This is a genomic window from Vitreoscilla massiliensis (assembly GCF_001457815.1).
In the GTDB taxonomy this organism is placed as follows: domain Bacteria; phylum Pseudomonadota; class Gammaproteobacteria; order Burkholderiales; family Neisseriaceae; genus Vitreoscilla; species Vitreoscilla massiliensis.
In genome coordinates, this window is the sequence record NZ_LN898219.1 from 90,221 (window position 1) to 115,392 (window position 25,172).

Consider the following 25,172-nt stretch of genomic DNA (forward strand, 5'->3'; position numbering starts at 1 on the left):
TGGATGTAAACCCATCAAACAAATGACACGAAACGGTTATACCAAATGTTTTTCTGCTTCACGCAAAGAACGGCGAGCCAAAGCCAAGTTAGATTTGCTCTTATCCAATACGTGGTACAAGAACAAACCATCGTGTTTTTGTAATGGACGCAACAAGTGGTATTGTTCGCCCAAGGTAATCAAGATGTCGTCAATGATATCGTTTAAGCCCAACATGCCCATGGTTTTCATTTTGGCACGCATTACTTCGGTATTGCCCGCAGCTGCAATCTCCAAGTCAACGTTAGATGAGCCACCGCCAGCAAGCAACATACCACTTGAGTAGTCCACAACAGCTGCAGCTAACGCACCGTCTACATTCAATAATTCGGAGATGGTTTTATCAAAGTTCATGGTAAATCCTTTTCGTTGCACGAATATAATTTTAAAAAAGTTTTTAATACTGGTGATGCAATGAAAATGCAGTTGATGTTGACGGTTTTTAATTCCAAGAAGCCCTGTAAGAAACAGTATTGAAATTAATAAGCTTCAAAACCGCGCGCGACCATCATATCACACTAAAAGTAACTTTCAATCCATGTCAAACAGATTCTATTCGATAAATTTAGGTTTGACGATTGAATTTTTTTACTACAACAGCATAAAAGTTTTTAAGGATTTATCAACTTTAAATCAAAGGCGTTGATCCATTTCTTGAGCCGGAATACTACCGGTTTTTCCAGCTTCGCGAGCAGGCACACCCACTACGGTGGTGAAAGCCGGTACGTCTTCAACCACCACGCTACCAGCGCCAATTTTGGCACATTGGTTGATGCGGATATTGCCCAAAACAGATGCATTGGCACCTATCATCACGCCATCACTGATTTTAGGATGGCGATCTCCCGATTCTTTGCCCGAGCCGCCCAAAGTCACACCATGCAATAAAGAAATATTGTCACCCAAAACCGCGGTTTCACCGATGACGATGCCAGTACCATGGTCTATCATCAAACCTTTGCCAAAAACGGCGGCCGGATGGATGTCTACCCCAAAAACCTCTGAGGCTCTGTTCTGCAAAAAGTATGCCAATGTTTTGCGGCCTTGCAGCCATAAATAGTGGTTAATGCGATGGGCTTGAATGGCATGATAGCCTTTAAAATAAAGCAAAGGCAACGAATATGCATCACAAGCTGGGTCGCGTTCATAATATGCAACAATATCGGCGATGGCGGCATCGTGGATGTTCTGATCTGAGACCAAGGCCTGATGAAACATCTCATATAAAGTGCGCGCATCCATCACTGGACTGGCCAATTTGCTCGACAAATGGAAGGCCAAGACCCGATTTAATGAGGAGTGGCGAAGTACGGTCAGATGTAAAAAACTGGCGAGCGTCGGTTCGTTATCGGCCGCTTCCACGGTTTCGGCCAAAATGGTTTGCCAGACTTGTTCTGTGCTCAGTGCTGCGGTCAAAATGAGTGCTCCAAAATATCACATCAAGATGATGTCAAATTGTTCTTGATTGTAAGACGTTTCCACCGCCAAGGTAATGGGTGCGCCGATGAAGTCGATTAACATGGCCAACGACTGTGATTCTTCGTCCAATAATAAGTCTATGACCGCTTGCGATGCCAGAATTTTATAACTCTTGGCATGGTAGCGGCGCGCTTCACCGACGATTTCACGCTGGATTTCATAACACACGGTTTGCGGTGTTTTTAAAGTGCCGCGGCCATTACAACATGGACAAGACTCACTCAGTAAATGGTTCAAGCTTTCACGTGTGCGTTTGCGTGTCAGCTCAATCAAGCCCAAGCTGGTAAAACCATTCAACGTAACACGGGTGCGGTCTAGACTTAATACCCGTGTTAACTCATTCAATACCGCCTCACGGTGTTGCTCTTGTTCCATGTCGATAAAGTCAATGATGACGATGCCGCCAATATTGCGCAAACGCAATTCGCGCGCTATGGCATGACAGGCTTCCAAATTGGTTTTGAAGATGGTTTCATCAAAATTGCGTGTACCGACAAAGCCACCGGTATTCACGTCTATGGTGGTCATGGCTTCGGTAGGGTCGATGATGAGGTAGCCGCCAAACTTCAAATTCACTCGCGGGTGTAAGGCCTTATCAATTTCCTCTTCCACACCGTAAGACTCAAACAAAGGGCGAGCGCCATCGAAACGCTCGATTTTGTTGATGGCATTGTGCACATACATTTGCGCAAACTCGAGCATGGATTCGTAGTTTTCAGTCGAATCAATCAAGATGCGTTGGGTATTGTCGCTGAACATGTCACGTAAAACACGACGGCTCAAAGGCAAATCTTGATAAAGCAAGCTTTCAGGCGGTGCAATCTTGCTGCGTTTGCGGATATTCGCCCACAAGCGTGTCAGGTAATCAATGTCGGCCTGTAACTCTTGGTCGGTGGCGGTTTCGGCACTGGTGCGTATGATATAGCCATGGCAAGACTCTTGCGGCAATAAGGCTTCTAAACGGTTGCGCAAATGCGCACGTTCGGTTTCGTCTTCAATGCGCTGAGAAATACCTATGTGCTCGTCTTGTGGCAGATGTACCAAGAAACGACCCGCCAAGGAAATCTGCGTCGACAGACGCGCACCTTTGCTGTTGATAGGATCCTTAATCACTTGCACCATCACCGCTTGGCCTTCAAACAACATGTGTTCGATGCGTTGGGTTTCGGTAGGGTGTTGGCGTTGTTCCAGTATGTCGACGATGTGTAAAAACGCCGCTCTGTCCAAACCAATGTCGATAAAGGCACTTTGCATGCCGGGTAATACCCGTTTGACCACGCCCAAATAAATATTGCCAACCAAGCCACGGCCAGAATTGCGCTCTATGTGCAATTCGCACACAGTGGAGTTTTCTAAAATGGCAACACGGGTTTCTTGGGGAGTGACGTTGACGAGAACCGTTTCAGGTGGGCGCGGCACATCTTTTGCCAGTGCAATGGCATTTTGTAACATGATGCATCCTTTGATTTCAATGTGGTTTGCTCAAGAGGTAACGAAACACCTGCTGAGCAAACAACACTACAGCTAAACCGTTTTATCTTAACATAAGCATACGTGGCTGGAGTAGTCAGCATACACCTGTAATGGTGCAAATTTACAGTTTCACAAGTGCGGCAATTTTAAGGCGCTGAAAACAAGAAGAATCATTACAAGTTTATGAAAGCAATTGTTTTCAATTTCAGTATTTTTGCAGTAAGAAATATATCTTTAAGTGATGGGAATGTTTTATTTACTGTTGATTTTAAAGACGCGATTGTTTGACTGAGTTGCTGTATTTGAAGCGAGTTTGTACAAGATTTGCTGTGATACTGATATGTATACAGCAAACTAGGGCGTGTTCTCATTTCAAATCTGAAATAAGCCACTCCTAAAACTTATGTTATAGAATGAAATATATGTTTATTTGATAAAAGTTTTAACATGGCCCGCCGAGTTTTAACCGATGATATTTGGCTGCAAATTCAAGATACCATGAAGTTTTATGGCTGCTACCGTTCCAAAAATAGCAAAAATATCATGGAGGCCATTTTGTGGAAACTTCGCACTGGAGCGACATGGCGAGATATTCCTGAAGATTTGTGTCCTTGGCAAACGGCTTACAATCGCTTTAATCGCTGGGCCATCAAGGGTTTATGGGACAAGTTTTTTTTAAACTACGAGGCGTATTGGATACAGAACGGGTATTCATCGACGGAAGCTACGTCCGCGCTCATCAGCATGCGAGTGGAGCTAGGCGTGGTGAGGCTCGAGCAATTGGCCGTTCACGAGGTGGCGCAACTACAAAAATACACTTGGCCGTCGACGCGAACGGACATCCGCTTGATTTTGAAATCACTGGGGGCGAAACCCACGACAGTCAAGTTGCACCGCAGCTGATCGCCTTGGTTCAAACCGGCCATTATTTGGTCGCTGATAAGGGCTATGACTCTGAAAAGATAAGAGAATCTTCAAGAAAACATGGAATGATTCCCGTCATCCCTAGAAAATCCAACAGCACCAAAAGTAATCCGGAATTTAGCCGTTATTTATACGGCTTACGCTATGTGGTTGAAAATGCATTTGCCCGCTTGAAGCATTTCAGAGGTATTGCAACGCGTTTTGACAAATTAGCCCGCAATTACAAGGCCATGCTACGACTGGCTTGTATCTTTATTTGGTGTAAGGCCAAATGAGAACACGCCCTAGTGCTGCAAATTATATAGATTGAGATAAAAAGAAGGTGTTGGATTACCTTATTGAAGAAGTATGAGTATCAGTTGTATGTATTATTTCAGAACTAAAGTTGTTTAAGCAAATTTCATATTTTAATAAAGCCATGGCATTTGTGTGATTAAGTAGGCAATTGTGAATGCATTGATGTGCTTAACGAGATTATCATTACAGGCCGCTTAAATAATATCAAGCCATTAAAGTTGATTAATCAACAAAATCTATCTTGAAATTTTAACCATTCAAGTAATTTTAGGAGCCGTATTTTAGATAATAGCCTGCTATTGTTAGAATTTGTATTCACCTGTATGGGGGTGTGTAGCTTGTTGATTTGTTGTTAGTATTGAGATGATTACCTCACTTTTTAAGTATATAATTATGCTCTAAAAGCATAATGGTAAAGATCTTTAAAATATAAAAATTCCAGTTATTACGCCATTAAATAAAATTTTCGAGTAGGTTTGTGTTATAAAATTGCAACAAATATGCAACAAAATCCGTGGTTAATTGCAAAATATGAGGAGCTGTTTTGTGGTGTTTACGCTGATTTTTTTAATGTAACATAATGAATTAAATAATAAAAATACTTTCCTGTTTGATGATTTCAATAATCACTCCCCCTAATGGGTATAAAAATTCTCGCTGTTTTATCTGTTAAAACCTGTGAATATTCTTTAAAGTTCTGTTGCAAATGCAACGAATTAAATAAATGCATGTACATGATAAAAGAGATTGAGGATAAACATGATTAAGAAGATTTTGGCAGCAAGTGTGGCTTTGGTGGCAATTCCGGCAATGGCAGATGTGGTTTTGTACGGTCAAATCAAAGGCGGTATCAATGTGATGAAGGGTGAGGATTCTGGCACCATCACGCAAATGGAAGATTACAAATCACGCATCGGCTTTAAAGGCGAAGAAGATTTGGGCAATGGTTTGCAAGCCATTTGGAAAGTGGAACAATTTGTGTCCATCGCCGGTGCGGAACAATCTAAAGGTTGGAATACCCGCGACACTTACATCGGTTTAAAAGGTGAGAATTTCGGTACCATCCGTGCTGGTTACATTAGCGATGTGATGAATGATGCGACCAACCAAAAATTGTTGGTAGATCCATGGGAATGGGGTTTTAACTCCAATACCGCACGTGGTTTGGCCAATTTGACCCGTGTCGACAAGCGTTTGCAAGGTGTGCGTTATGATTCACCTAATTTTGGTGGCTTCCAATTTAATTTACATCACCAATTAGCGGATAGCGCAACCGAGTCTGATTTTGAAGCGGCATCAACTGTGACACAAGCCAGCATTGTGTCTGCGAGCTATGTCAAATCAGGCTTTGAAGTACATGGTGTGTATGGCTTGTACAAACAGCAAAACATCGACAATCAAAGTGATTTGGATGATGGCCAATTGGCGCGAGTGATTGGTGCATACCGTGCCAATGGCATCGTTGGTGCGGTGACTTATCAATATACCGATGGTTTCCGCGGCTTGTGGGCAACGCCATTAAATACCACTGCTCAAGACCCAAATAAACGCATCCATAATGCAGTGAAAACACACGAAGTGTCTGGTTTGTTCAGCTACAAATTGGGCAACGTGACCCCACGCATCACCTATACCCATGGTTTTGATGAAAAACGCGATGGTTATGGCAAGGTAGATAATACCAATTATGATCAAGTGGTCATCGGTGCAGACTATGCTTTGTCTAAACGCACCACAGTATTGGCATCTGCCGGTTGGAAGAATGCACCTGTAGCTTATGCTACTGATGTGAATGGAAAAGTCACAGGTGTGGATGAAGATGTATATGGTATGGGCATAGGCTTACGTCATATGTTCTAATAGAATTGTTTTTAAGAATCATCTCTGCTGTTCGTGTGTGTGCACAGAGTGATAAAAAAGGGAGGCCTGTGAGGGGTCTCCCTTTCGTATTGATATTTTTGTAAATAGGTTTAAGTCACACTCACCCACTTCTGCGCGCAAACTGGCGGCAGCTTCTACCATGTTTTTCAAAGCCGGCAAGACTTCTGACCATTGGCGAGTTTTCAGGCCGCAATCGGGGTTGACCCACAGGCGTTTGGCGGGAATGCGCGTTGCCGCTTGTTGCATCAAGTGGATGATTTGCTCGGTGCTGGGGATATTCGGTGTATGGATGTCGTATACACCAGGGCCGATGTCGTTGGGGTAGGCAAATTCATCAAACACATCCAGCAATTCCATGTCTGAACGCGAGGTTTCGATGGTGATTACATCGGCATCCATGGCCGCGATGGCAGCGATGATGTCATTGAATTCGGAATAGCACATATGGGTATGGATTTGGGTGTGGTCTTGCACGCCATTGGCGCTGATGCAGAACGATTTCACTGTCCAGTCCAAATAATGTTGCCATTCGCTTTGACGCAGAGGCAAACCTTCGCGCAGAGCCGCTTCATCGATTTGAATGACTTGTATATCGGCTCGTTCCAAATCCAAAACCTCTAGGCGTACGGCCAAGGCCAATTGGTAACACGTTAGCTCACGGCTTTGGTCGTCGCGCACAAACGACCAATTCAAGAGGGTGACTGGGCCGGTTAACATGCCTTTGACTGGTTTGTCGGTTAAAGATTGGGCATAGCGTATCCACTGCACAGTCATGGCATTGGGACGGCTGATGTCACCAAACAAAATTGGCGGTTTGACGCAGCGCGAGCCGTAAGACTGTACCCAACCGTATTGGCTGAACACATAACCATTCAATTGCTCGCCAAAATACTCAACCATGTCGTTGCGTTCGGCTTCACCGTGTACCAATACATCCAAACCGAGTGTTTCTTGCTCGCGTATGCACAAGGCGATTTCTTGTTGTATCGCGGCCTCGTAGGCTGCTGCGCTCAGCTCGCCCGTTTTGTATTGCTTGCGCAGCGCGCGGATGCTGGTGGTTTGTGGGAACGAGCCTATGGTGGTGGTTGGGTATAAGGGCAGGGACAAAGAAGCGGCCTGTAAGGCTAGTCGCACCGGATAGGCGCTGCGACGGCGTTCCATGTCAGCCGTAATGGCGTTTACAGCTTGTGCCACTCGTGGCTGGTGCACACGGGCAGAGGCGCGGCGGGCGGCCAAATCGCGCTGATTGGCCGCCAATTCGGCTGCCACACTGTCGCTACCGTGCTTGATGGCTTGTGCCAAGATCGATAATTCAGCCAATTTCTGCACCGCAAACGCAAGCCATGCACGCACTTCGGCATCAAGGTGTTGTTCTTGTGCCAAATCCATAGGCACATGCAATAAAGAACACGAGGGTGCCAACCACAAACGTTCACCCAATTGCGCGGCTATTGGCGCTAACCATGTCAAAGCGGCCTGTAAATCGGTTTTCCAAATATTGCGACCGTTAATCACGCCCACCGACAATACCGAATGCTGTGGCAACAAAGTCAGCAAGGTCGTTACTTCGTCGCGTGCATTAATGGCATCCATGTGCACGCCGGCCACGGGTAATTGGCTCAGCAAATGCAGATTGTCCTCCAAGCGGCCAAAATACGTCGCAAGCAAGAGCTTCACTGGGCTGGGATTGAAATATTGGTAAGCCACACGCAGCGCTTGTTGCCAAGCCTCATCCAACTCGGTTACCAATATCGGCTCGTCGATTTGTACCCATTCAATCCCCGCGGCGGCCAATTGTTCTAATAATTGTGCGTATATCGGCAGGATTTTGTGCAATAAGGCCAGTTTGTCGCTGCCGTCTTTGCTTTTGCCCAAATACAAATATGTGACTGGGCCGATGATGGTCGGTTTCACACGGTGGCCAGCGGCTTGGGCTTCGGCAATCTGCGCCAGCAAACGCTCACTGTGGAGGCTAAATTCAGTTGTAGCGGTGAATTCCGGCACGATGTAGTGGTAATTGGTATCGAACCATTTGGTCATTTCGCCAGCGTGGATGTCACACTGACATGGGTGTTCAGCATGCACTTGTTGGGCTGAGCGGCCGCGAGCGATGCGAAAATAGTTGTCCAATTCGGCACCGTGAAAGTGTTGTGCCCGCTCTGGTAGGTTGCCAAGCAAGAAGCTGGTGTCCAAGACTTGGTCGTAAAACGAAAAATCGCCGACAGGCACAAAATCCAATGCCGCTTGTTGTTGCCAATGTTGGGCGCGCAACTCAGCGCCGAGGCGCTCCAGCTCTTCCAAGCTGCTGTCGCCGCGCCAATAGGCTTCTTGGGCGAATTTCAATTCGCGTTGGGCGCCGATGCGTGGGTACCCAAGATTGTGGGTTATGGCCATTTGCGCTACTCCTGTTTTGCATTATTGTGGTTGGTCAGGCCATGGTAAAAAACTTGAATCATGAAGTAAAATGATATAATTTCAGAAATTAATGACCAAAATTCATGGATAAGCAATGATAGAACGCAGCCATTTGAGCATCATCCGCGAGGTAGAGCGGCAAGGTTCGCTGACGGCGGCGGCGGAGAGTCTGTGTTTAACTCAGTCCGCCCTCAGTCACAGCATGCGCAAGCTCGAGCATTTGCTGGGCACCGATGTGTGGTTGCGCGAAGGGCGCAGCCTGCACTTAACCCAAGCGGGGCAATACTTATTGGACTTGGCCAACCGCTTGTTGCCGCAATTGGAGCGGGCGGAAGAACAATTGCAGCAATACGCCAGTGGCCATCGTGGCACGCTGCGCATTGGTATGGAATGCCATCCTTGTTACGAATGGCTGTTGCGGGTGGTGTCGCCGTATTTGGATGCGTGGCCGGATGTCGATGTGGACGTGAAACAGAAGTTTCAATTTGGCGGCATAGGCGCGCTGTTTACGCATGAAATCGACTTATTGGTGACGCCAGACCCGCTTTACAGACCGGGTTTGCATTTCGAGGCGGTGTTTGATTATGAGCAAGTGTTGGTGGTGGCGTCGGAACACCGTTTGGCACAACAAACCAGTGTGCAGCCGCGTGATTTATTGGATGAGGTGTTGATTACCTATCCGGTTGAAGCCAGCCGCTTGGATGTGTTCACGCTGTTTTTGAATCCGGCCAATACCATGCCCAAACTGCACAAAACCATCGAAACCACCGACATCATGTTGCAAATGGTGGCGAGCAATCGCGGTGTCGCCGCCTTGCCGCGCTGGTTGGTGGAGACGTTTCAAGGCCGCTTTGATGTGGTGGCCTTGCCGTTGGGAAAAAACGGCATTCACAAGCAGATTTACTTGGGTGCACGTGAAAAAGATTTGCACACCGAATACCTGCACAGCTTTTTCCAATTGTCGCGCCAACCGATTGCGGGCTAGCTGCGGCTAACAGCAGCGACAAAGCAAGATGCACAGCCCATGTTCAACACACGGATTCTAAATCTATGACTGGCTTGATACACATACAAAAGCGGCCTGTAAACCGATTACATGGGTTTACAGGCCGCTTTAAAACATGGCGTACCGTTATCTGCCTTGGTAGATATGGTCGTGCATGATTTTTTCATACACAGGCTCAGGCAGGTAGCGCTTAATCATCTCTTGCCAATTCTTAGGCCCAACCATGCCTTTGACCATGGTCGACGACACTTCTGCAAACTCGCGCGGTGGCAATAAAAACACCGTCGAAATTTCTGGCTGCAAATCCGAATTGATGTAGCGCATCGAGCGCTCGTACTCGTAATCGGCGGTGGTGCGGATGCCGCGCACGATGTATTCGGCATGGATGCTGTCGGCGTAATTGACCAGATATTGGTTTTCAAATGAAGCGATGCGCACATTGCTCATGCCAGCGGTAATCGCGCGCAACATCTCTTTGCGTTCTTCCAAGCTGTAGGTAAAACGCTTGTCTGGATTGACACCGATGGCAACCACCAATTCATCAAACAGCATTTGCGCTTCGCGTATCATCCACAAATGGCCATTGGTCGGCGGGTCGAAGCTGCCTGCGTAAACCGCGCGGCGGATTCTTGGCTGCGCCATCAGCGTTTTTCCACAATCACTGAGCCTATGGAGTAACCAGCACCAAAGCTGGACAACACGCCCAAATCACCGGCTTGCATGTCGGCGTGGTGTAAATGCATCGCAATCACTGAGCCGGCGGAGCTGGTGTTGGCATAAGTGTCCAAGATGGTGGGCGACTCTTCGGCCGTGGCAGGGCGACCCAACACGCGTTTGGCGATGAGTTCGTTCATGGTCAAATTGGCTTGGTGCAGCCAAAAACGGCGCACATTGGTCGGCTCAATTTGGTTTTTGTGCAAATGGGTCACGATGTGTTCGCCTACCGCTGGACACACTTCTTTGAACACTTTGCGGCCGTTTTGCACAAACAATTTGTCGGCGGCCAACGGGTCGTTGCCCACTTCGGTGCGGTTTAAGAAGCCGGCGTTATTGCGGATGTTGTTGGAGAATTGCGTCCACAAATAGGTGTCGACGATGTTAAAGCCTTTGTGTGCAGCGGCCGCATCAACCAAGTCTGCATGCACCAATACCAAAGCGGTGGCGGCGTCGCCAAAAATAAAATGGCTGTCGCGTTCGCGGAAATTCAAATGCGCGGTACAGATTTCGGCATTGATGATGAGCACGCGTTTGGCGGAACCAGCGGCAATGGCATTGGCGGCCATTTGCACACCAAAAGTGGCGCTAGAGCAGGCCACGTTCATGTCAAACGCAAAACCACCACAGCCCAACGCCGATTGGATTTCCACCGCCATCGCTGGGTAAGCGCGTTGCATATTGGAATTGGCGACGATGACCATGTCGATGTCGGCGGCGGCCACGCCAGCATTGGCCAAGGCTTGCTCTGCTGCGGCCACGCCGATTTCGGCTTGCAATGACAATTCGTCATTGGCGCGCGGTGCAAACTGTGGCTTCATGATGTCTGGGTTCAAAATGCCGGCTTTGTCGACGACAAAGCGGCTCTTGATGCCTGAGGCTTTTTCGATGAAGGCGCTGCTGGATTCAGACAAGGCTTCTACTGTGCCTGCTTCTATGGCGGCTGCATGTTCTTGGTTATATTGGGCAACGTATTGGTTAAACGTGGCCACCAATTCATCGTTGCTGATGCTGTCTTTGGGGGTGTACAAACTGGTGCCGAGCAACACAACAGGCATATGGGTCATGGGTGTGGATCTCCAACTGAATTCGTCATAACAAACAGCAACATAGATTGTATGCTCTGATTGGGCTGTTTGTTTATATATTGCACAGCAGCATAACTGGGTTAATGTTCTCAGTCAAAGAATAATATTAAAAAAAAGCGGCCTGTAACAATACAGGCCGCTTATCTTTAGAGAAAAAACCTAGGCTTAGTCGTTGCCGCTCAAAGCCAGCAACAAACGCAATAAGCTGGTGAACAAGTTGTAAATCGAAATGAAGATGGTCAAAGCCGCGCTGATGTAGCTGGTTTCGCCACCTTCGATGACCATTTTGGTTTGCCACATGATCATCAGCGAGCTAAACAGCACAAACAAGGCCGAAATCGCCAAAGACACGGCTGGCACTTTAAAGAACAAATTCGCCACCACGCCTATCATCAACACGATGGCGCCGATGAACAAGAAGCGACCCAAGGCATTGGTGTCGGCTTTGACTTTGTGGGCGGCGATGGTCATGGCAAAAAACACTGCTGCTGTCATCACGGCTGCGGTCAAGACGATTTGCGTGCCCGCGGCCGAGCCCAATAAAATGCCCAAAATCGGGCCTAACATCATGCCCATGCCGAAGGTAAACACTTGCAACAACACGATGCCAACAGTGCTGTAGCGGTTTTTTTCAATCGCAAAAATCAAACCATAAAAAATGGCGAAAAAGGCGATGATACCGACCCAGCCGCCGCCCAACATGGCCATAGGGTTGATGTTGGAGCCCACAAACGCGCCTATGCCGCAGGGGATGAATGAAACGGCCAACAGCAAATAGGCTTTGCGCAACACTTGGTTTTGCGTGCCGACGCCAGCATGGCCATGAGCAAGAGGTTGTTCAGACATGGTCATTTCCTTGAAATATCACAACGAAAAATAAATACGAGCGATTATCATAACATAGAGCGCAGTGAACGCTCTAAATTCGGCGCCGCTTTCGCGCTCAGGTGTTGCAGACTTCAGCGCAAAGGCAGGTAGTCGCCATCGACGCTGCCATTCAAACCACAAAATTCGCTGCCACTGCCGTGCGGATTGCTCACTCGTAATACCGAGCCAACGCGCTCGACTTGCAAGACTTGATTCAGGTCGTCATCGTTGACAAACGTCACGCGGCTGCTGTTAGCAGCCACCGGTTTGGCGCTGCCTTTGAAATCACACACCCACAAGCCGCGTCCCGGTTCAACCCGGTTTAAGTCTATGCGCAGCAAATTGCTTGCCGCCGTCGTGGTAATGTTAACGCCGCCCGATTCCACATACCAATTGCCGGTGATGGCATGGGCATTGGTGCGTGGCTGGATGTTTTGTAAAGTACGCAAGTGTCGTTGCAGTGTGGCCGTCAGCGCTTGTTTGGTGGCTTGATTTAAGGCTTTGGCGCTTTCCACTTGGGTATTGCGGCTGTATAAAAACGCGCGTTGCTCTTGTTGCAAGGCCGCTTTGCCTACCGCATCTAAGCGGCCTGTAAGCTGTTGGTAGCGGCTGTCTATGGCGCGGTCGAGTTGGCTGAGCTTGCTGTCTTGGCAAATCAGCTGTTCGGCGCCAGTCAGCGCTTTTTTACAACTGAAAGACGGGCCTTGGGCATGGGCCAGTGTGCTCAAACCCAAACCCATGCCCACGATGCTGACCAAGGTGGTCAAGGTATTAACAGAGTGTTTGCGCTGCATAAGAAACTCACTTTCTGAAAGCCAACAGGGTTGAGATGGGTTTACAGGCCGCTTAGACAGCCTCAGTGCTTGCCAGCGCGCCACAGCGACCACAGCATCCACACGCTGTTAAAGAAGGCGATGACGTAGCCTACAAAGCCAAAGAACGGCAGGCCAAAGATTTTCGGCCCCGCATCCACACTCATGACAATGGACGAGCCTATGATTAAGGACGCGGTGATGATGCCGACGGTCAAACGGTTGGTGGATTTGTCCAGCTGGTAGCCAAACATGTCCAAACGCTCCATGTCCACATTCACTTGGATTTGCCCGGCTTTGAGTTTGCGATTGAGGCGGATTAAGGTGTGCGGCATGTCGTCCAGCAATTGTAGCAAGCTGTAGGTGTGGGTTTTGACCTTGCGCGACAAGTGGTCGGTGGAGAAGTGTTGCTTCACCAAGCCTTCTACCAACGGTTTGGTCGATTCCATCAATTGGAAATCGCCGTCCAATTGTTTGACCACGCCTTCTAAGGTAATCAAGGTGCGGAACAGCATCACCAAGTCGCCGGGCAAGGTAAGGTTGTTTTCGCGTATGATGCTGGTGATGTCGTTGACGATGGAGGAGAGGCTGACGTCTTTCAAGGCGGTGAATTCATAATTCATCAGCATTTCCATCACATCGTTGCCCAAACGGTCTTCATCGGGCAAATCGCCTTGCGCCCAATCGCTGAGCACATGCTGAATGGTGAACTGGTCGCGGTCTATGATCGCGTTAATTAATGTAATAATTTCACGGCGCCGATTGTTGCCTAAAAAGCCCGCCAATCCGAAATCAATGAGGGTAATACGTCCTTCTTCTGATAAGAAAATGTTGCCGGGGTGGGGGTCTGCGTGAAAATAGCCATGTTTCAGTATCATGTCCAATATCAGCTGGGCAAGGTCGCTGGCGCGGCGGCTTAACCATTCATGCTTGTATTGACTTAGATTGAGGTTTTTAAGTAAGGTATCGCCGATGTATTCCTGTACCAATATTTTGCGATTGGAATACGCAGGGTAGACCACCGGAATGTGCACATGGTGTTGTCCCTCATAAGCACGGGCAAAACGCTCCATATTGCGCAGCTCCATGGTCAAATCGGTTTCGCGCGCCAGGCTCTTGGCGAAGTAATGCACCATCTCAACCGGGTGGTAGCGACGCGATTCAGGGATTTCGTATTCGACCAATTGTGCCAAATGCTTCATGATGCGCAAGTCGGCCTGTATGGTTTTGTCGATGTTAGGCCGTTTGATTTTGACCGCCACCACCGTGCCATCAAGCAACACCGCTTTGTGGACTTGGGCAATGGAAGCACTGCCTATCGGTGTCGGTTCTATGCTGCGGAAAACCTCGTTTACAGGCCGCTCTAAATAAGCACTGATGAGCGCCGCAATGTCGGCTTGAGCGATGGGACGCACATTGTTTTGTAAGCGTTGAAACTCTTCTATCCACTCAGGACTGAAAATGTCGACGCGGGTAGACAGAATTTGGCCAAACTTGATGAAAGTTGGGCCCAACTCCTCAAACGCCATGCGAAAGCGTTGGGGAACACTTAAATACGGATTGTTGGCGATATTGCTCTCAGCGTCTTCTTTGTTTAAAAACGCAAAAGCGTTGGAGAGCTTGAGTCTTTGGATGAAATCGCCCAAACCATAGCGCATTAATATGCCGATGATTTCTTTCATGCGTGGCAAGTCACGCATGGCAACAACGGTTTGTTTCAACATAAAACAGCCTTAATAGTGCGCAATAGCTTTAACTTAGCATAGCGTGAATAGACCACACAAGCTAAGCGCTTGGATTCGTATACAGCGAAGAGTTTTGATACATGATGAGTAAGACAATACACAGATTGTTGTTATTGGTATTAAGTTGCCTCAGCTTGGTGCCGGTAACCACGGCTGACCCTTTAGAAGATTTGATCCGCCAACGCGGTGGCAACAGCAGCCATGCGCAGTCGCAGTCTTCTAAAGAACAAGCCGGTGATTTGATTATGAACGCGATGGGCTTGATCGGCCTGTCTTACCGCTATGGCGGCAACAATCCCAATCAAGGTTTGGATTGCAGTGCGTTCATGCAATACATTTTCAAACAAAGCATGCGCGTGAGTTTACCGCGTACTGCCTCAGAGCAATTCGGCGTGGGCAGCTCGGTCGACCGCAGCAGCTTGCAACCGGGTGACATGGTGTTTTTCCGCACCGCAGGGCCTAGCCGCATTTCCCATGTCGGCATGTACATCGGTGGCGACCGCTTTATCCATGCGCCACGCACCGGTAAAAACATCGAAATCACCAGCTTGACCAGCAAATACTGGAGCAAGACGTATGCAGGTGCGCGTCGCGTCAGTGGTGCCGGCAAAGCCGCGTCGTTTGTGCGTTAAGGACGAATGATGTCAGCAATGCCCCCAATGCCCAAATGGTTTGACGCCGACGGTGAGCCGGTTTCTTGTACCGAGAAAATCAAAGTCATGCAGCAAAACCTGCAAGAGCTGCATGAAATGGCGCAAGAAGCGTTAGAAGACGCGGTGTTAATGGGTTGTACCGAAACCCAAGTCAAAGACTACCTGCGTCTGCTCATGGACAGCCTCGAAAATCCTTACCAAAACTGAGGATTTGTTCTATATTTCGCTTTCCATCATCCATGCTTCACTGGTTTGTTTCTTTATAAGAAAACATCATTGCTTTTTTGTGTATTTATTTTCGATGTAATAAAACATAAACTGGGAACCATGTTACAGCACTGCTGACACAAAGCAGTCTAACCCCACACGGAAAGAGGACTCATATGAACATTCGTCGCAGCAATGAACGCGGTCATGCAGACCATGGTTGGCTCAACAGCTATCACACTTTCTCCTTTGCCAATTACTACGATCCAGATTGGATGGGCTACAGCAATTTGCGCGTCATCAATGAAGACCGCATCAAGCCAGGCATGGGTTTTGGTGAACACGCCCACCGCGACATGGAAATCATCTCTTATGTCTTGGAAGGTGATTTGGCGCACCGCGACAGCATGGGCAATGTCAAAGGCATTCCTCCGGGTGAAGTACAACGCATGTCTGCCGGCAGCGGCGTGGTGCACAGCGAATTCAACCATGCCGAAGGCCAAACCACCCATTTCTTGCAAATTTGGATAGAGTCAAACAAAACCGGCATCAAACCCGAATACTCGCAAGAAGCGTACAGCGAAGCCGAAAAACGTGGCCGCTTGGTGCAAGTGATTAAGCCTTACGAGCAAGCCGCCAGCGCCGACAATGCCCGTGCCATCAACATCCACGCCGATGCGTCTTTGTGGGTAGGTTTGTTTGACGGTGCCGAAAGTTTGGAACGCGATTTGTCCAGCGCCCACAAATACTATTTGCACATTGCTCGCGGCAGCGTGGTGGTCAATGGTGAACAATTGAACGCAGGCGACGCCGCCATGTTCGACGGCGAAACCCACTTGAGCTTGAAAAACGGCCAACAAGCCGAAGTATTGTTGTTTGAATTGAGCAAATAAACCCAAGTCATGTTTAAAGCGGCCTGTAAATCATTTACAGGCCGCTTTTGTGTTGCTTTGACATATTTAAAGCTAATAAACCGTAGCATGTGTCATGCTTGTGTAAGCATTAATGGTTGCCTACAGTAAGATATTGAAACCATTGCAAAGTCGTAACACGAGCGTATTTTCTGGATTTGAGCCAACGAAACACAAACAGAGCGAGCATGCTGGTGGTGTATCCAGTATCTTAAGGTTGGTGCAGCCACAGAGACAGAATAAAAGGAAAATGACAGTGAAACATCTCATTAAATTCATGGTCAGCATCACTGTGTTGTTATTGTTAAGCGGATGTATGGATACATTGACCAGATTGTGAAACGGAGGACCTTATATATCAGAAAAAGAGAGTCGAGCCTATGATCAGTGTTTTGCAGAAGTGCGCGCACAAGACCCTTTGATGTCGAAATTCAATAAAACTGAGGCTGAGCAGTCTGAGTTTTATCGTAGAGTGAGACCATGCATGGAAAGAAAAGGATATTAACAAAAGGTTTTGAATGCGTCTTGTAATTTACAGGGCGCATTATTTTGGTTTGTGAGTTGAACGGTAATCAAGTGAGTGCACTGTGTAACCCCTTATTTCGATATTCATAGCGAAATTTGGATTGGTGGAAAAACGAATAATCAAAATACAGAGAATCCATCGTTGCCTGATTTGGTGAAGCTAGAAAAACCGAAGGAAGGGGTACTAACAATGAAACATCTCATTAAATTTATGGCCAGCATCACCGTGTTGCTAATTTTAACTGGATGTATGGATACTGCGACCAGACTGTGGGATGGGGGACCTTATATTTCAAAAAAAGAGAGGGAGGCTTTTAGTCAATGCTTGGATGAGGTAAGAGCACAAGACTCGGTGATGGCGAAAATGAATAAAACTGAAGCAGAAAGGCTAGAGTTATTGCGTAGGACGACACCGTGTATGCAAAGAAAAGGGTATTAATAAAGGGTTTTAAAATGCGGCCTGTAAACCTTCGATTGGTTTACAGGCCGCTTTGCGACATTTGAGATGAACGAGAGCATTAAATACTCGCCTGTACCTCAGCCACATCCAAGAAGCGCCATTCTCCAGCGGCGAAGTCGTCGACGCGCCATTGGTGGAATTGGTCACGGTGCAGGCCTTCGACGCGGTTGCCGGCGGCGGCAATCATGCGTTTGACTTGGTGGTATTTGCCTTGGGTTAAGGTCATCAGCAAGGTATTCGGGTCGATTAACTCGGCCGCGGCGGCCGCGATGGTTTCGTGCTCGTCATCGAGGAGCACGCCTTTGATGAGTTTGTCGCACAGGCTTTGCTCGGCAGCGTGTTTGAGGGTGACGCGGTAGATTTTGGCCACATGGTGTTTGGGCGAGGTTACGCGGTGGTTAAACTGGCCATCGTTGGTGAGGATGATGGCGCCGGTGGTGTCGGCATCGAGGCGACCGACGGCTTGGATGTCGATGTCACGGAAATTGTTCGGCAACAGCGAAAACACGCTCGGGTATTGCTGCGGCTTGTGCGAGGTTTCGGTATCGGCGGCTTTATTGAGCAAGATGTAGAAATAAGGCAAGTCCACGGTCGGGATGGTGTCTTCGTCCAATTGCAACACGCGGCGGCCGTTTAAATCCACTTCGGCTTTGGTATTGTCGACGACCTCGCCGTCGATGCGTATCCAGCCACCTTTGACCCAGTTTTGACATTGTTTGCGACTGCCCAAACCTTGGGCTTGTAAGTATTTGATGATGTTCATAAGCATTCTAAACAAAAGCGGCCTGTAAGTTTTACAGGCCGCTTATTAATCTGTAAACACGTTCATTATATAAAGAAAATCAGCGTGTGTAAGATAAACAAGGGCACCAAGATGCCAAACGACCATGCCATATAGCCAAAAAAGCTTGGCATTTTGACGCGATTTTGTTCGGCGATGGCTTTGACCATGAAGTTGGGCGCATTACCGATGTAGCTTAAAGCACCCATAAACACCGAGCCCATGGATACGGCCAGCAAGGTGGAAGTCATGTGGCTCATCAATTCCACCGCATCGCCCGAGGCGAGGTTAAAGAACACCAAATACGTTGGCGCATTGTCCAAGAAGGCCGATAACATGCCCGACATCCAGAAATACACCGCATTGATGGGTTCGCCTTGGGCATTGTGGGCCAAGCTCACCAAAGGCGCGAAATGGCCGTCCATGCCGACTTTGAGCATGGCCAATACCGGTGCGATGGTGATGAAGATGCCCAAGAACAATTTGCCCACTTCTTGTATTGGCCTCCAATCAAAATCGTTGGCTTGGCGAATTTCTTGCGCGGTGGTTTTCAAAGACAAGATGCCGATGACGATGAACAAGCCATCGCGCACGATGTTTTGCAAACTCACAGGTGTGCCCAAAACATTGAATTCCACACCAGACTTCCAAATGCCCGACATCAACACCGCGGCAATCACACAGCCCAACCACAGAAAATTGATTTTGCCAGCGATGCTGATGCGGCTGTCAGGAGTGGGGTCTAGTGGTTTCAACTCGGTTTCTTGTTTCCAAAAATGCTGGTCTATCGCATAGAACACCGCCAATAAAACCACGGCGCTGATGAGCACAGGCAAGGCCATGTGTTCTACCGTCCACATAAAGTCCACGCCTTTTAAGAAGCCCAAAAATAAAGGCGGGTCGCCGAGTGGGGTTAAGCCGCCGCCGATGTTGGCGACCAAAAAGATGAAGAAGACCACCACATGCACTTGGTGTTTGCGGTTGTCATTGGCGCGCAACAAGGGGCGTATCAACAACATCGCCGCGCCAGTAGTACCCATCAATGAGGCCAAGAGCGTGCCCAAGGCCAAGATAAAGGTATTGGTTTTGGCGCTGCCGTGGATATTGCCTTTGACCAAGATGCCACCGGAAACGGTAAACAGCGCCCACAACAGCAAAATAAACGGAATGTACTCGGCGATGAGGGCGTGCGCCACTGTGTGCACCGCTTCGCCCATGCCATACACCACGGTAAACGGGATTAAGAACAACAGCGTCCATGCGGCGGTGATTTTGCCAAAGCTGTGGTGCCATATTTTCGGCGCAAACAAGGGAAACAAGGCGATGGACAGCAAGATACAGGCAAAAGGCAAACCCCATAATAAACTCATGTCAGCAGGGTCAAATCCCGCAGCATGAGCGCTCAGCGGCAGCAAGGTCGCCGCCAGTAGCGCGAGTTTGGGTAACATGGACGCAGTCCTTTCTTGGCAATGTGTTGTGCAGCGTGTGTGGTGAGTGTGAGTGCTGCTCTCAAAAACCGCGCTGTTTGCCATCAGAGAGCAAACAGCGCGGCCGGTTTTAGTCTTGACCCGAATTTTTTTGGATGAATTCGATTTTGTAGCCATCCGGGTCTTCGACAAAGGCAATCACGGTGGTGCCGTGCTTCATTGGGCCGGCTTCGCGCACCACATTGCCGCCTTTGGCACGGGCGGCATCGCAAGCGGCATAAGCATCGTCCACTTCGATGGCGATGTGGCCATAGGCATTGCCCAAGTCATAACTGGCGGTGTCCCAATTGTGGGTCAATTCCAAGACGGTGTGGTCGCTTTCGTCGCCATAGCCAACAAAAGCCAAGGTGAATTTGCCTTCTGGATAGTCGTTTTTGCGCAATAATTTCATGCCCAATACTTCTTGGTAAAAAGCCAATGAGCGATCCAAATCGCCCACGCGCAACATGGTGTGTAACAAACGCATGGTGGTGTCCTCGTAATTTATAAATATATTAGGTCTGAATCATAGGCGACTTTGGCAGGTATTGCCAAGATTGCGTGCAGATTCTCTAAGCTTGATTATTTCGATAATGACGATTTATTAATATTAAATATCGTAGTTATTCTAATCTGTGATTCAATGATTTGTACGACTGCATAATGGCAGTGCCATGTTGTTTGAGCCATAAACGTTGCTCACGGTAGTCTGGCATGCGCGCAGCCACCGCCTGCCAAAATGCCGCCGAATGGTTAGGATGAGCCAAATGGCAGATTTCATGCACGCACACATAATCAATGACGTCGACGGGTGCGCCGATTAAGCGCCAATTGAGCTTGATTTGTTGCGGCCTGCATATGCCCCAATAGCTGTGGGCGGCCGACAAGCGCACATCGAGTTGCGCATATTGCTCAGGCAGTAATGCACGCAAACGCGGCAGCAAGATGGTCGCCGCAGCATCTTGTAAGTGTTGCAACAGGCTTAAATAAGGTTGGGCCAAATTGTCGGCCAGCACGCACTCGTGCTGATTGAGAATGATATTGGAGTTTACAGGCCGCATCTGTATGGGCAGAGGCTGACCCAGATACCACACTTGTTGCGGTAGGGCATGCAGAGACAATTGTAAGCGCTGTTGGTATAGCCAGTGTTGGTGTTCGCTGACAAACGCCCGCAAGCGCTGCGCGGACACCTGTTTGGGGGCGCTGATTTCAATCAAATGGCGCTCTCGCACCCGCAACTTGATTTGGGTTTTGCCACGTTGGCTCACGCGCACTTGGCACACACCCAAATCGTCTTCAAATTGCCAGCTGATCATGAGCCGGTGCGTTCGTCCTGCTCGGCTGCCACGGGTTTGTTGGCAAACGGGCCACGGCCTTCAATCAAGCGTTGTTGGCCTTCAATCCACGTTTCCACTTGTTGCATCACCGCTTCAGGGCCTTGGCCGACAGGATTAATCGGTTTGCCAACCACCACGCTGATGGTGCCAGGGTATTTCATGAACGAGTTTTTAGGCCAAAATTCACCGCTGTTCAATGCCACAGGGACGATGGGCATTTCCAAGGTGTTGGCAATGCGTGCACCGCCCAATTTGTAGCGACCGCGCAAACCCGGTTTGATGCGTGTGCCTTCAGGGAAGATGGCGATGGAAAAACCCTGTTTCTTACGCAATCCGCCCACTTCTAACAATTGACGTGATGCACCCAAGCGGTCTTTGCGGTCTATGCCTATGGTGCCGGCCAGTTTCAAGCCCCAACCGAAAAATGGGATTTTGAACAATTCTTTTTTGGCCACAAACACGATGGGGCGGAAGAATTTTTGCAAAATCAAAGTTTCCCAACCCGATTGGTGTTTGCAGCAAATCACCACCGGCTCGTCAGGAATGTTTTCCAAACCTTTGACTTCGTATTTCAGGCCGATGATGTGTTCCAACAACCACACCAAAGTCAGAGCCCATTGCGTACAAGCACGGTTGGCCACTTTGACGCCAAACAACAAACTCACAGCGACGTACATAAAGTGAAACACAGTAAAAATGCTGACGCACAACCAATACAGTAAATTTTTCAGTAAGATCATTTTATTCTTCTTGTTCAGCTTGCGCCGCTTGGCGTTTTTGATGGTTTTGTAACATGGTTTGCGCGAATTCCAATAAATCATGGTAGACAATGGTGTCTTCGGGCAAGGCCGGATCGCGCAAGGTTTTTTGGCCTTTGCCTGTGAGCACCAATACCGGTTGGCCACCGACGGCTTCGATGGCTTGCAAATCGCGCAAGCTGTCGCCGACCAAATACAATTCATCCGGATCGGTGTTCAAATAGCGCTGCAAGATGTCTTCTATCATGCCTGGCAAAGGCTTGCGACAGCCACATTTGTCGGCCGCCGTGTGTGGGCAAAACCACACCGCCTCGATTTGCCCGCCGGCTTGCTGCACCAAACGGTGCATTTTGGCGTGCATTTCGTTCAAATCATGGATGGTGAAAAAACCACGGCCTATGCCCGATTGATTGGTTGCCACCACCACTTTGATGTCGGCCTGATTCAAAAACGCAATCGCATCCATGCTGCCGGGCAAAGCGACCCATTCGTCTACCGATTTGACAAAGTCATCGCGGTCTTCATTGATGACGCCATCGCGGTCCAAAATCACCAATTTGGTCATGATAATTGTTCCCGTAAACTGTCGCTCCAGCGCGCATACGCCACATCAAATTGCGAGGCGATGGCATCGTAAGCGGCTTGGCTGTTGTCGACATGGTAAAACGATGGCAACAAATCGGTGCGCAAAGTGGTGACGTAATCGCTTAAAAACTGGCCATAACCGTCTTCGTCATCGGCATAGTAATAGGCGGTAAAGCGTTGGCCAATGTCATTGAAAAAGCTCAACAGCAACTGTTTGCCCAAAGCCTGCTCAACAATATCGCGGCCGGTAATTTCACGTGTTGCCAATTGTGCCAAGGCTTTGGTCAATTGTTCTGCCACATCAGGGTGCAGCAATTTTTTGTGCGCTGCCCACTCAAAATACATGCCCATGTGCGTGAGCGCGTGTACCGGCGTCAAGTCCGCAGGAAAGTCTTCCTCGGTATGCCATTCTTGGTGGTCGATGATATCAAATTCCATATTCAGCTCGAATGCAGTCGGAAAAGGTCAAAACTATAACATTGTGTTGGGCGCATGCACATACGTGAGTGTATGTTTCTGTTGTCACTTGTGTGCAGATGAAGCCAGTAATTCGCAGCCACAACACTGTAATAATTGTGCGGTTTCAAACAAAGGCAGGCCCATGACGCCGCTGAAGCTGCCGCTTAAATGTTCGATAAACACCGCGGCCATGCCTTGTATGCCGTAGGCGCCGGCTTTGTCGTCGGCTTCACCACTGGCAACATAGGCTTGGATTTCGGCATCGCTTAAGGTGCGAAAGCTGACGGTGCTGATTTGGGTGGCTTGTTGGCGTTCGCCTTGGTGCCACACCACCACTGAGCTGATGACTTGGTGAGAGCGGCCTGAAAGCTGTTGCAACATGGCTATAGCATCGGCGTGGTCTGTCGGTTTGCCCAAAATGTGGCCATCAACCGCCACCGAAGTGTCGGCGGTCAACACCGGTTTGTCGGGAGCATGACCATGCGCGGCGGTGAACAAGGCCAAAGCCTGTTCGGATTTTTGCCATGCCATGCGCTCGGTATAGTTTTGTGCCAATTCTTGTGCGTGTGGGGTTTCGTCGATGTCGCTGGCAATTTTGCTCACGCTCAAGCCCAATTGGCCCAATAATTGGGCGCGTCTGGGGCTGCCAGAGGCCAAATACAAATTCATGCTTGTCCTTTATCATTACCTGCAATGAGGATTTTGTCCAACACGCAAGTGGGGAGTAAGTGTTTAAAAACTGTCATTATTTTTGTGGCTGTGGTAACGCGGTAGCGTGCTTTAGGGTGGGGGGCATTCAAAGCCTGTGTGCACACGGCAGCGCAATCTTCGCTGGAAATGGCGAACCGATTGGGTTTGCCTTCGCCGCGCAGACGTTGCAATAAATAGCGGTAATCGGCGTGGCTGCCTTGTTGCGGTACGTGCGCCAAAAATTGTTCCAAGGTATTGTGACGGAAGCGGGTTTTAATCGGGCCGGGCTGTAACAAGCTGACATGGATGTCGGTGGCGGCCAATTCCAAACGCAAGGTATCGCACAAGCCTTCTAAGGCAAATTTGCTGCTGTTATACGGCGCACGCAGTGCCATGGCGGCAAAACCCAAGACGCTGGAATTGACCAAGATGCGGCCAAAGCCTTGTTCGCGAAACAGCGGCAACACATGCAAAATGCCATCCCAAGTGCCAAACACATTGGTGGCAAATTGGGCTTTGACCGCCTCCAGCGGCACATCATCAACCGCGCCGTTTTGGCCGAAACCGGCATTGGCAAAAAAGGCGTCCAACACGCCGACATGCTCTTGAATGTAAGCGATGGCCGCCGCGTAATCGGCAGAAACGCGTACATCCACTTGCAAACATTCCAAGCCTTCGCTTTGTAAACGTGCCACATCGGCCGCTTGGCGGCAGCTGGCAATCACACGCCAGCCTTGATTATGGAGCAAATGGGCGGTGGCGTAGCCTATGCCGCTGGAACAGCCGGTAATGAAAATGGATTTCATGTTGATGCCCAAAAAATTCAATCCCGATATAATAACACGCTCATGTGGCGCACCGATGCGGCCTGTCATTAGGAGTTTTGATGAAATCGTGGTTTAACCCATCTCCCACCCAAAACCGTGCTCGGGCTTGGCGCTTTGCCAAAAGCCTGCGCGATGCCCAAGCCTATCCGTGGCGTGCGGAAGAAGTCGCGCTGGCGGAGCAATTCATCGCCGAAAGTCTGGATGCGGCGGCATATCGGGCGGCAGTTTATGCCTTAACCGATTGGCACAACATCAAAGACCGCGCCGATTTTGGTGGTTACAGTAAAGCTGAGCGCGATTACCGTGCCGACATCATCGCCACCATGGAAATCACCATCGCCCAAAGTGAGAAAAAATGACCGAGTTGTGGTGGCAATGGTTGGGTTTGTGGTTTTCGGCCTTCAGTTCGGCCACCATCTTGCCCGGCACTTCTGATGTGGTGTTGGTGACGATGGTGAATGCACATCCGCAGTGGTGGGCATGGGCGTGGTTGGTGGCGACTGTGGGCAATGGCATGGGTGGATTCGCTTCATATTGGATGGGGCGCTTGTTGCCAAATAAATACAAAGCACCGTCGAAAATGATCGGTTGGTTACACCGTTATGGTTATTGGGCCTTGCTGATGTCGTGGGTGCCATTTATTGGCGACGGTTTGGCGATTGCGGCAGGTTGGTTGCGATTGAATGTGTATTTAAGCACTTTAATGTTGGTCATCGGCAAATTTGCGCGTTACGGCGTGCTCATTTTTGGTACACTGCAAATTATTGCATGAA

Annotated in this window: 27 protein-coding genes; 9 read left to right on the plus strand and 18 right to left on the minus strand. The window is 48.9% G+C overall.

What is annotated here, in order from left to right; all coding sequences use genetic code 11:
* Positions 1-36 precede the first annotated feature (36 nt).
* The 3 genes from BN3003_RS05915 to rng form a co-directional block, all read right to left on the minus strand.
* Complete coding sequence (locus tag BN3003_RS05915) at positions 37-393, minus strand: hypothetical protein (RefSeq protein ID WP_058355742.1); 357 nt, start codon at positions 391-393, stop codon at positions 37-39.
* Between the two features lie 279 nt (positions 394-672).
* Entirely contained in the window at positions 673-1,455 is a 783-nt protein-coding gene (gene cysE, locus BN3003_RS05920; RefSeq protein WP_058355743.1) for a serine O-acetyltransferase, read from the minus strand.
* 18 nt (positions 1,456-1,473) lie between these two features.
* On the minus strand, positions 1,474-2,970 hold the full coding sequence (gene rng / locus BN3003_RS05925; protein ID WP_058355744.1) for a ribonuclease G: 1,497 nt from the start codon (positions 2,968-2,970) through the stop codon (positions 1,474-1,476).
* Between the two features lie 468 nt (positions 2,971-3,438).
* On the opposite strand from rng, the gene BN3003_RS18375 reads away from it, so the two are divergent.
* Both BN3003_RS18375 and BN3003_RS05935 read left to right on the plus strand, forming a co-directional pair.
* Positions 3,439-4,190, plus strand: a protein-coding gene (locus BN3003_RS18375) for an IS5 family transposase (protein WP_407701092.1) whose coding sequence is annotated in 2 segments (ribosomal slippage) — positions 3,439-3,670 and positions 3,670-4,190 — 753 coding nt in all. Because the reading frame shifts where the segments join, the coding sequence is not laid out codon by codon here.
* Between the two features lie 781 nt (positions 4,191-4,971).
* Positions 4,972-6,072, plus strand: a complete 1,101-nt coding sequence (locus BN3003_RS05935; protein WP_058355746.1) for a porin — start codon at positions 4,972-4,974, stop codon at positions 6,070-6,072.
* An 18-nt stretch (positions 6,073-6,090) separates the two neighbouring features.
* Here the strand turns inward: BN3003_RS05935 and metE are convergent, their stop codons facing one another.
* Positions 6,091-8,487: a 5-methyltetrahydropteroyltriglutamate--homocysteine S-methyltransferase gene (metE, locus tag BN3003_RS05940; RefSeq protein ID WP_082625568.1), complete on the minus strand. Its 2,397-nt coding sequence runs from the start codon at positions 8,485-8,487 to the stop codon at positions 6,091-6,093.
* 115 nt (positions 8,488-8,602) lie between these two features.
* Here metE and BN3003_RS05945 point away from each other — a divergent pair, with 115 nt between their 5' ends.
* The gene (locus tag BN3003_RS05945) at positions 8,603-9,493 is read left to right on the plus strand and encodes a LysR family transcriptional regulator (protein WP_058355747.1); all 891 of its coding nucleotides are present in this window, start codon (positions 8,603-8,605) and stop codon (positions 9,491-9,493) included.
* Between the two features lie 147 nt (positions 9,494-9,640).
* Here the strand turns inward: BN3003_RS05945 and coaD are convergent, their stop codons facing one another.
* The 5 genes from coaD to BN3003_RS05970 all read right to left on the minus strand — a co-directional run bounded on the left by coaD (position 9,641) and on the right by BN3003_RS05970 (position 14,719).
* The gene (gene coaD, locus BN3003_RS05950) at positions 9,641-10,156 is read right to left on the minus strand and encodes a pantetheine-phosphate adenylyltransferase (RefSeq protein WP_058355748.1); all 516 of its coding nucleotides are present in this window, start codon (positions 10,154-10,156) and stop codon (positions 9,641-9,643) included.
* Positions 10,156-11,295: a beta-ketoacyl-ACP synthase III gene (locus BN3003_RS05955; protein ID WP_234333028.1), complete on the minus strand. Its 1,140-nt coding sequence runs from the start codon at positions 11,293-11,295 to the stop codon at positions 10,156-10,158. Before BN3003_RS05955 ends, coaD begins: the two co-directional genes overlap by 1 nt.
* Before the next feature lie 186 nt (positions 11,296-11,481).
* On the minus strand, positions 11,482-12,162 hold the full coding sequence (locus BN3003_RS05960; protein WP_058355750.1) for a Bax inhibitor-1 family protein: 681 nt from the start codon (positions 12,160-12,162) through the stop codon (positions 11,482-11,484).
* A 113-nt stretch (positions 12,163-12,275) separates the two neighbouring features.
* The gene (locus tag BN3003_RS05965; RefSeq protein ID WP_058355751.1) at positions 12,276-12,977 is read right to left on the minus strand and encodes a lysozyme inhibitor LprI family protein; all 702 of its coding nucleotides are present in this window, start codon (positions 12,975-12,977) and stop codon (positions 12,276-12,278) included.
* A gap of 62 nt (positions 12,978-13,039) precedes the next feature.
* Positions 13,040-14,719, minus strand: coding sequence for an ABC1 kinase family protein (locus BN3003_RS05970; protein WP_058355752.1), 1,680 nt, complete (start codon positions 14,717-14,719; stop codon positions 13,040-13,042).
* Between the two features lie 101 nt (positions 14,720-14,820).
* Here BN3003_RS05970 and BN3003_RS05975 point away from each other — a divergent pair, with 101 nt between their 5' ends.
* From BN3003_RS05975 to BN3003_RS18795, 4 genes are all read left to right on the plus strand, one after another.
* Complete coding sequence (locus tag BN3003_RS05975) at positions 14,821-15,372, plus strand: C40 family peptidase (RefSeq protein WP_082625569.1); 552 nt, start codon at positions 14,821-14,823, stop codon at positions 15,370-15,372.
* A 9-nt stretch (positions 15,373-15,381) separates the two neighbouring features.
* Positions 15,382-15,600 (plus strand): hypothetical protein, encoded by a 219-nt coding sequence (locus BN3003_RS05980; RefSeq protein WP_058355753.1) that lies wholly within the window; start codon positions 15,382-15,384, stop codon positions 15,598-15,600.
* A gap of 176 nt (positions 15,601-15,776) precedes the next feature.
* On the plus strand, positions 15,777-16,493 hold the full coding sequence (locus BN3003_RS05985; protein WP_058355754.1) for a pirin family protein: 717 nt from the start codon (positions 15,777-15,779) through the stop codon (positions 16,491-16,493).
* A 733-nt stretch (positions 16,494-17,226) separates the two neighbouring features.
* Positions 17,227-17,475, plus strand: a complete 249-nt coding sequence (locus BN3003_RS18795; protein ID WP_147645362.1) for a hypothetical protein — start codon at positions 17,227-17,229, stop codon at positions 17,473-17,475.
* A gap of 79 nt (positions 17,476-17,554) precedes the next feature.
* On the opposite strand, the gene BN3003_RS05995 is transcribed toward BN3003_RS18795, so the two are convergent.
* The 9 genes from BN3003_RS05995 to BN3003_RS06035 form a co-directional block, all read right to left on the minus strand.
* Positions 17,555-18,259 (minus strand): 16S rRNA pseudouridine(516) synthase, encoded by a 705-nt coding sequence (locus BN3003_RS05995; protein WP_058355756.1) that lies wholly within the window; start codon positions 18,257-18,259, stop codon positions 17,555-17,557.
* 65 nt (positions 18,260-18,324) lie between these two features.
* Entirely contained in the window at positions 18,325-19,725 is a 1,401-nt protein-coding gene (locus BN3003_RS06000; RefSeq protein WP_058355757.1) for a sodium:proton antiporter, read from the minus strand.
* Positions 19,726-19,834: 109 nt separating this feature from the next.
* Positions 19,835-20,230 carry a lactoylglutathione lyase gene (gene gloA / locus BN3003_RS06005; RefSeq protein WP_058355758.1) on the minus strand — a complete coding sequence of 132 codons (396 nt, stop codon included), beginning with the start codon at positions 20,228-20,230 and terminating at the stop codon, positions 19,835-19,837.
* A 136-nt stretch (positions 20,231-20,366) separates the two neighbouring features.
* Entirely contained in the window at positions 20,367-21,059 is a 693-nt protein-coding gene (locus tag BN3003_RS06010) for a M48 family metallopeptidase (protein ID WP_058355759.1), read from the minus strand.
* On the minus strand, positions 21,056-21,820 hold the full coding sequence (locus tag BN3003_RS06015; RefSeq protein WP_058355760.1) for a lysophospholipid acyltransferase family protein: 765 nt from the start codon (positions 21,818-21,820) through the stop codon (positions 21,056-21,058). Before BN3003_RS06015 ends, BN3003_RS06010 begins: the two co-directional genes overlap by 4 nt.
* Before the next feature lies 1 nt (position 21,821).
* The gene (gene gmhB / locus BN3003_RS06020; RefSeq protein WP_058355761.1) at positions 21,822-22,403 is read right to left on the minus strand and encodes a D-glycero-beta-D-manno-heptose 1,7-bisphosphate 7-phosphatase; all 582 of its coding nucleotides are present in this window, start codon (positions 22,401-22,403) and stop codon (positions 21,822-21,824) included.
* The gene (locus BN3003_RS06025) at positions 22,400-22,861 is read right to left on the minus strand and encodes a DUF7832 domain-containing protein (protein ID WP_058355762.1); all 462 of its coding nucleotides are present in this window, start codon (positions 22,859-22,861) and stop codon (positions 22,400-22,402) included. The genes gmhB and BN3003_RS06025 overlap by 4 nt, the downstream gene beginning before the upstream one ends.
* Positions 22,862-22,945: 84 nt before the next feature.
* On the minus strand, positions 22,946-23,551 hold the full coding sequence (locus tag BN3003_RS06030) for a Maf family protein (RefSeq protein WP_058355763.1): 606 nt from the start codon (positions 23,549-23,551) through the stop codon (positions 22,946-22,948).
* Positions 23,548-24,378 (minus strand): SDR family NAD(P)-dependent oxidoreductase, encoded by an 831-nt coding sequence (locus BN3003_RS06035; RefSeq protein ID WP_058356257.1) that lies wholly within the window; start codon positions 24,376-24,378, stop codon positions 23,548-23,550. The genes BN3003_RS06030 and BN3003_RS06035 overlap by 4 nt, the downstream gene beginning before the upstream one ends.
* An 80-nt stretch (positions 24,379-24,458) precedes the next feature.
* Between BN3003_RS06035 and BN3003_RS06040 the strand changes: the two genes are divergently transcribed.
* Together BN3003_RS06040 and BN3003_RS06045 are read left to right on the plus strand one after the other, a co-directional pair.
* Positions 24,459-24,758 carry a hypothetical protein gene (locus tag BN3003_RS06040; protein ID WP_058355764.1) on the plus strand — a complete coding sequence of 100 codons (300 nt, stop codon included), beginning with the start codon at positions 24,459-24,461 and terminating at the stop codon, positions 24,756-24,758.
* Positions 24,755-25,171 carry a YqaA family protein gene (locus BN3003_RS06045; protein ID WP_058355765.1) on the plus strand — a complete coding sequence of 139 codons (417 nt, stop codon included), beginning with the start codon at positions 24,755-24,757 and terminating at the stop codon, positions 25,169-25,171. The genes BN3003_RS06040 and BN3003_RS06045 overlap by 4 nt, the downstream gene beginning before the upstream one ends.
* The last annotated feature ends 1 nt before the right edge of the window (position 25,172 follow it).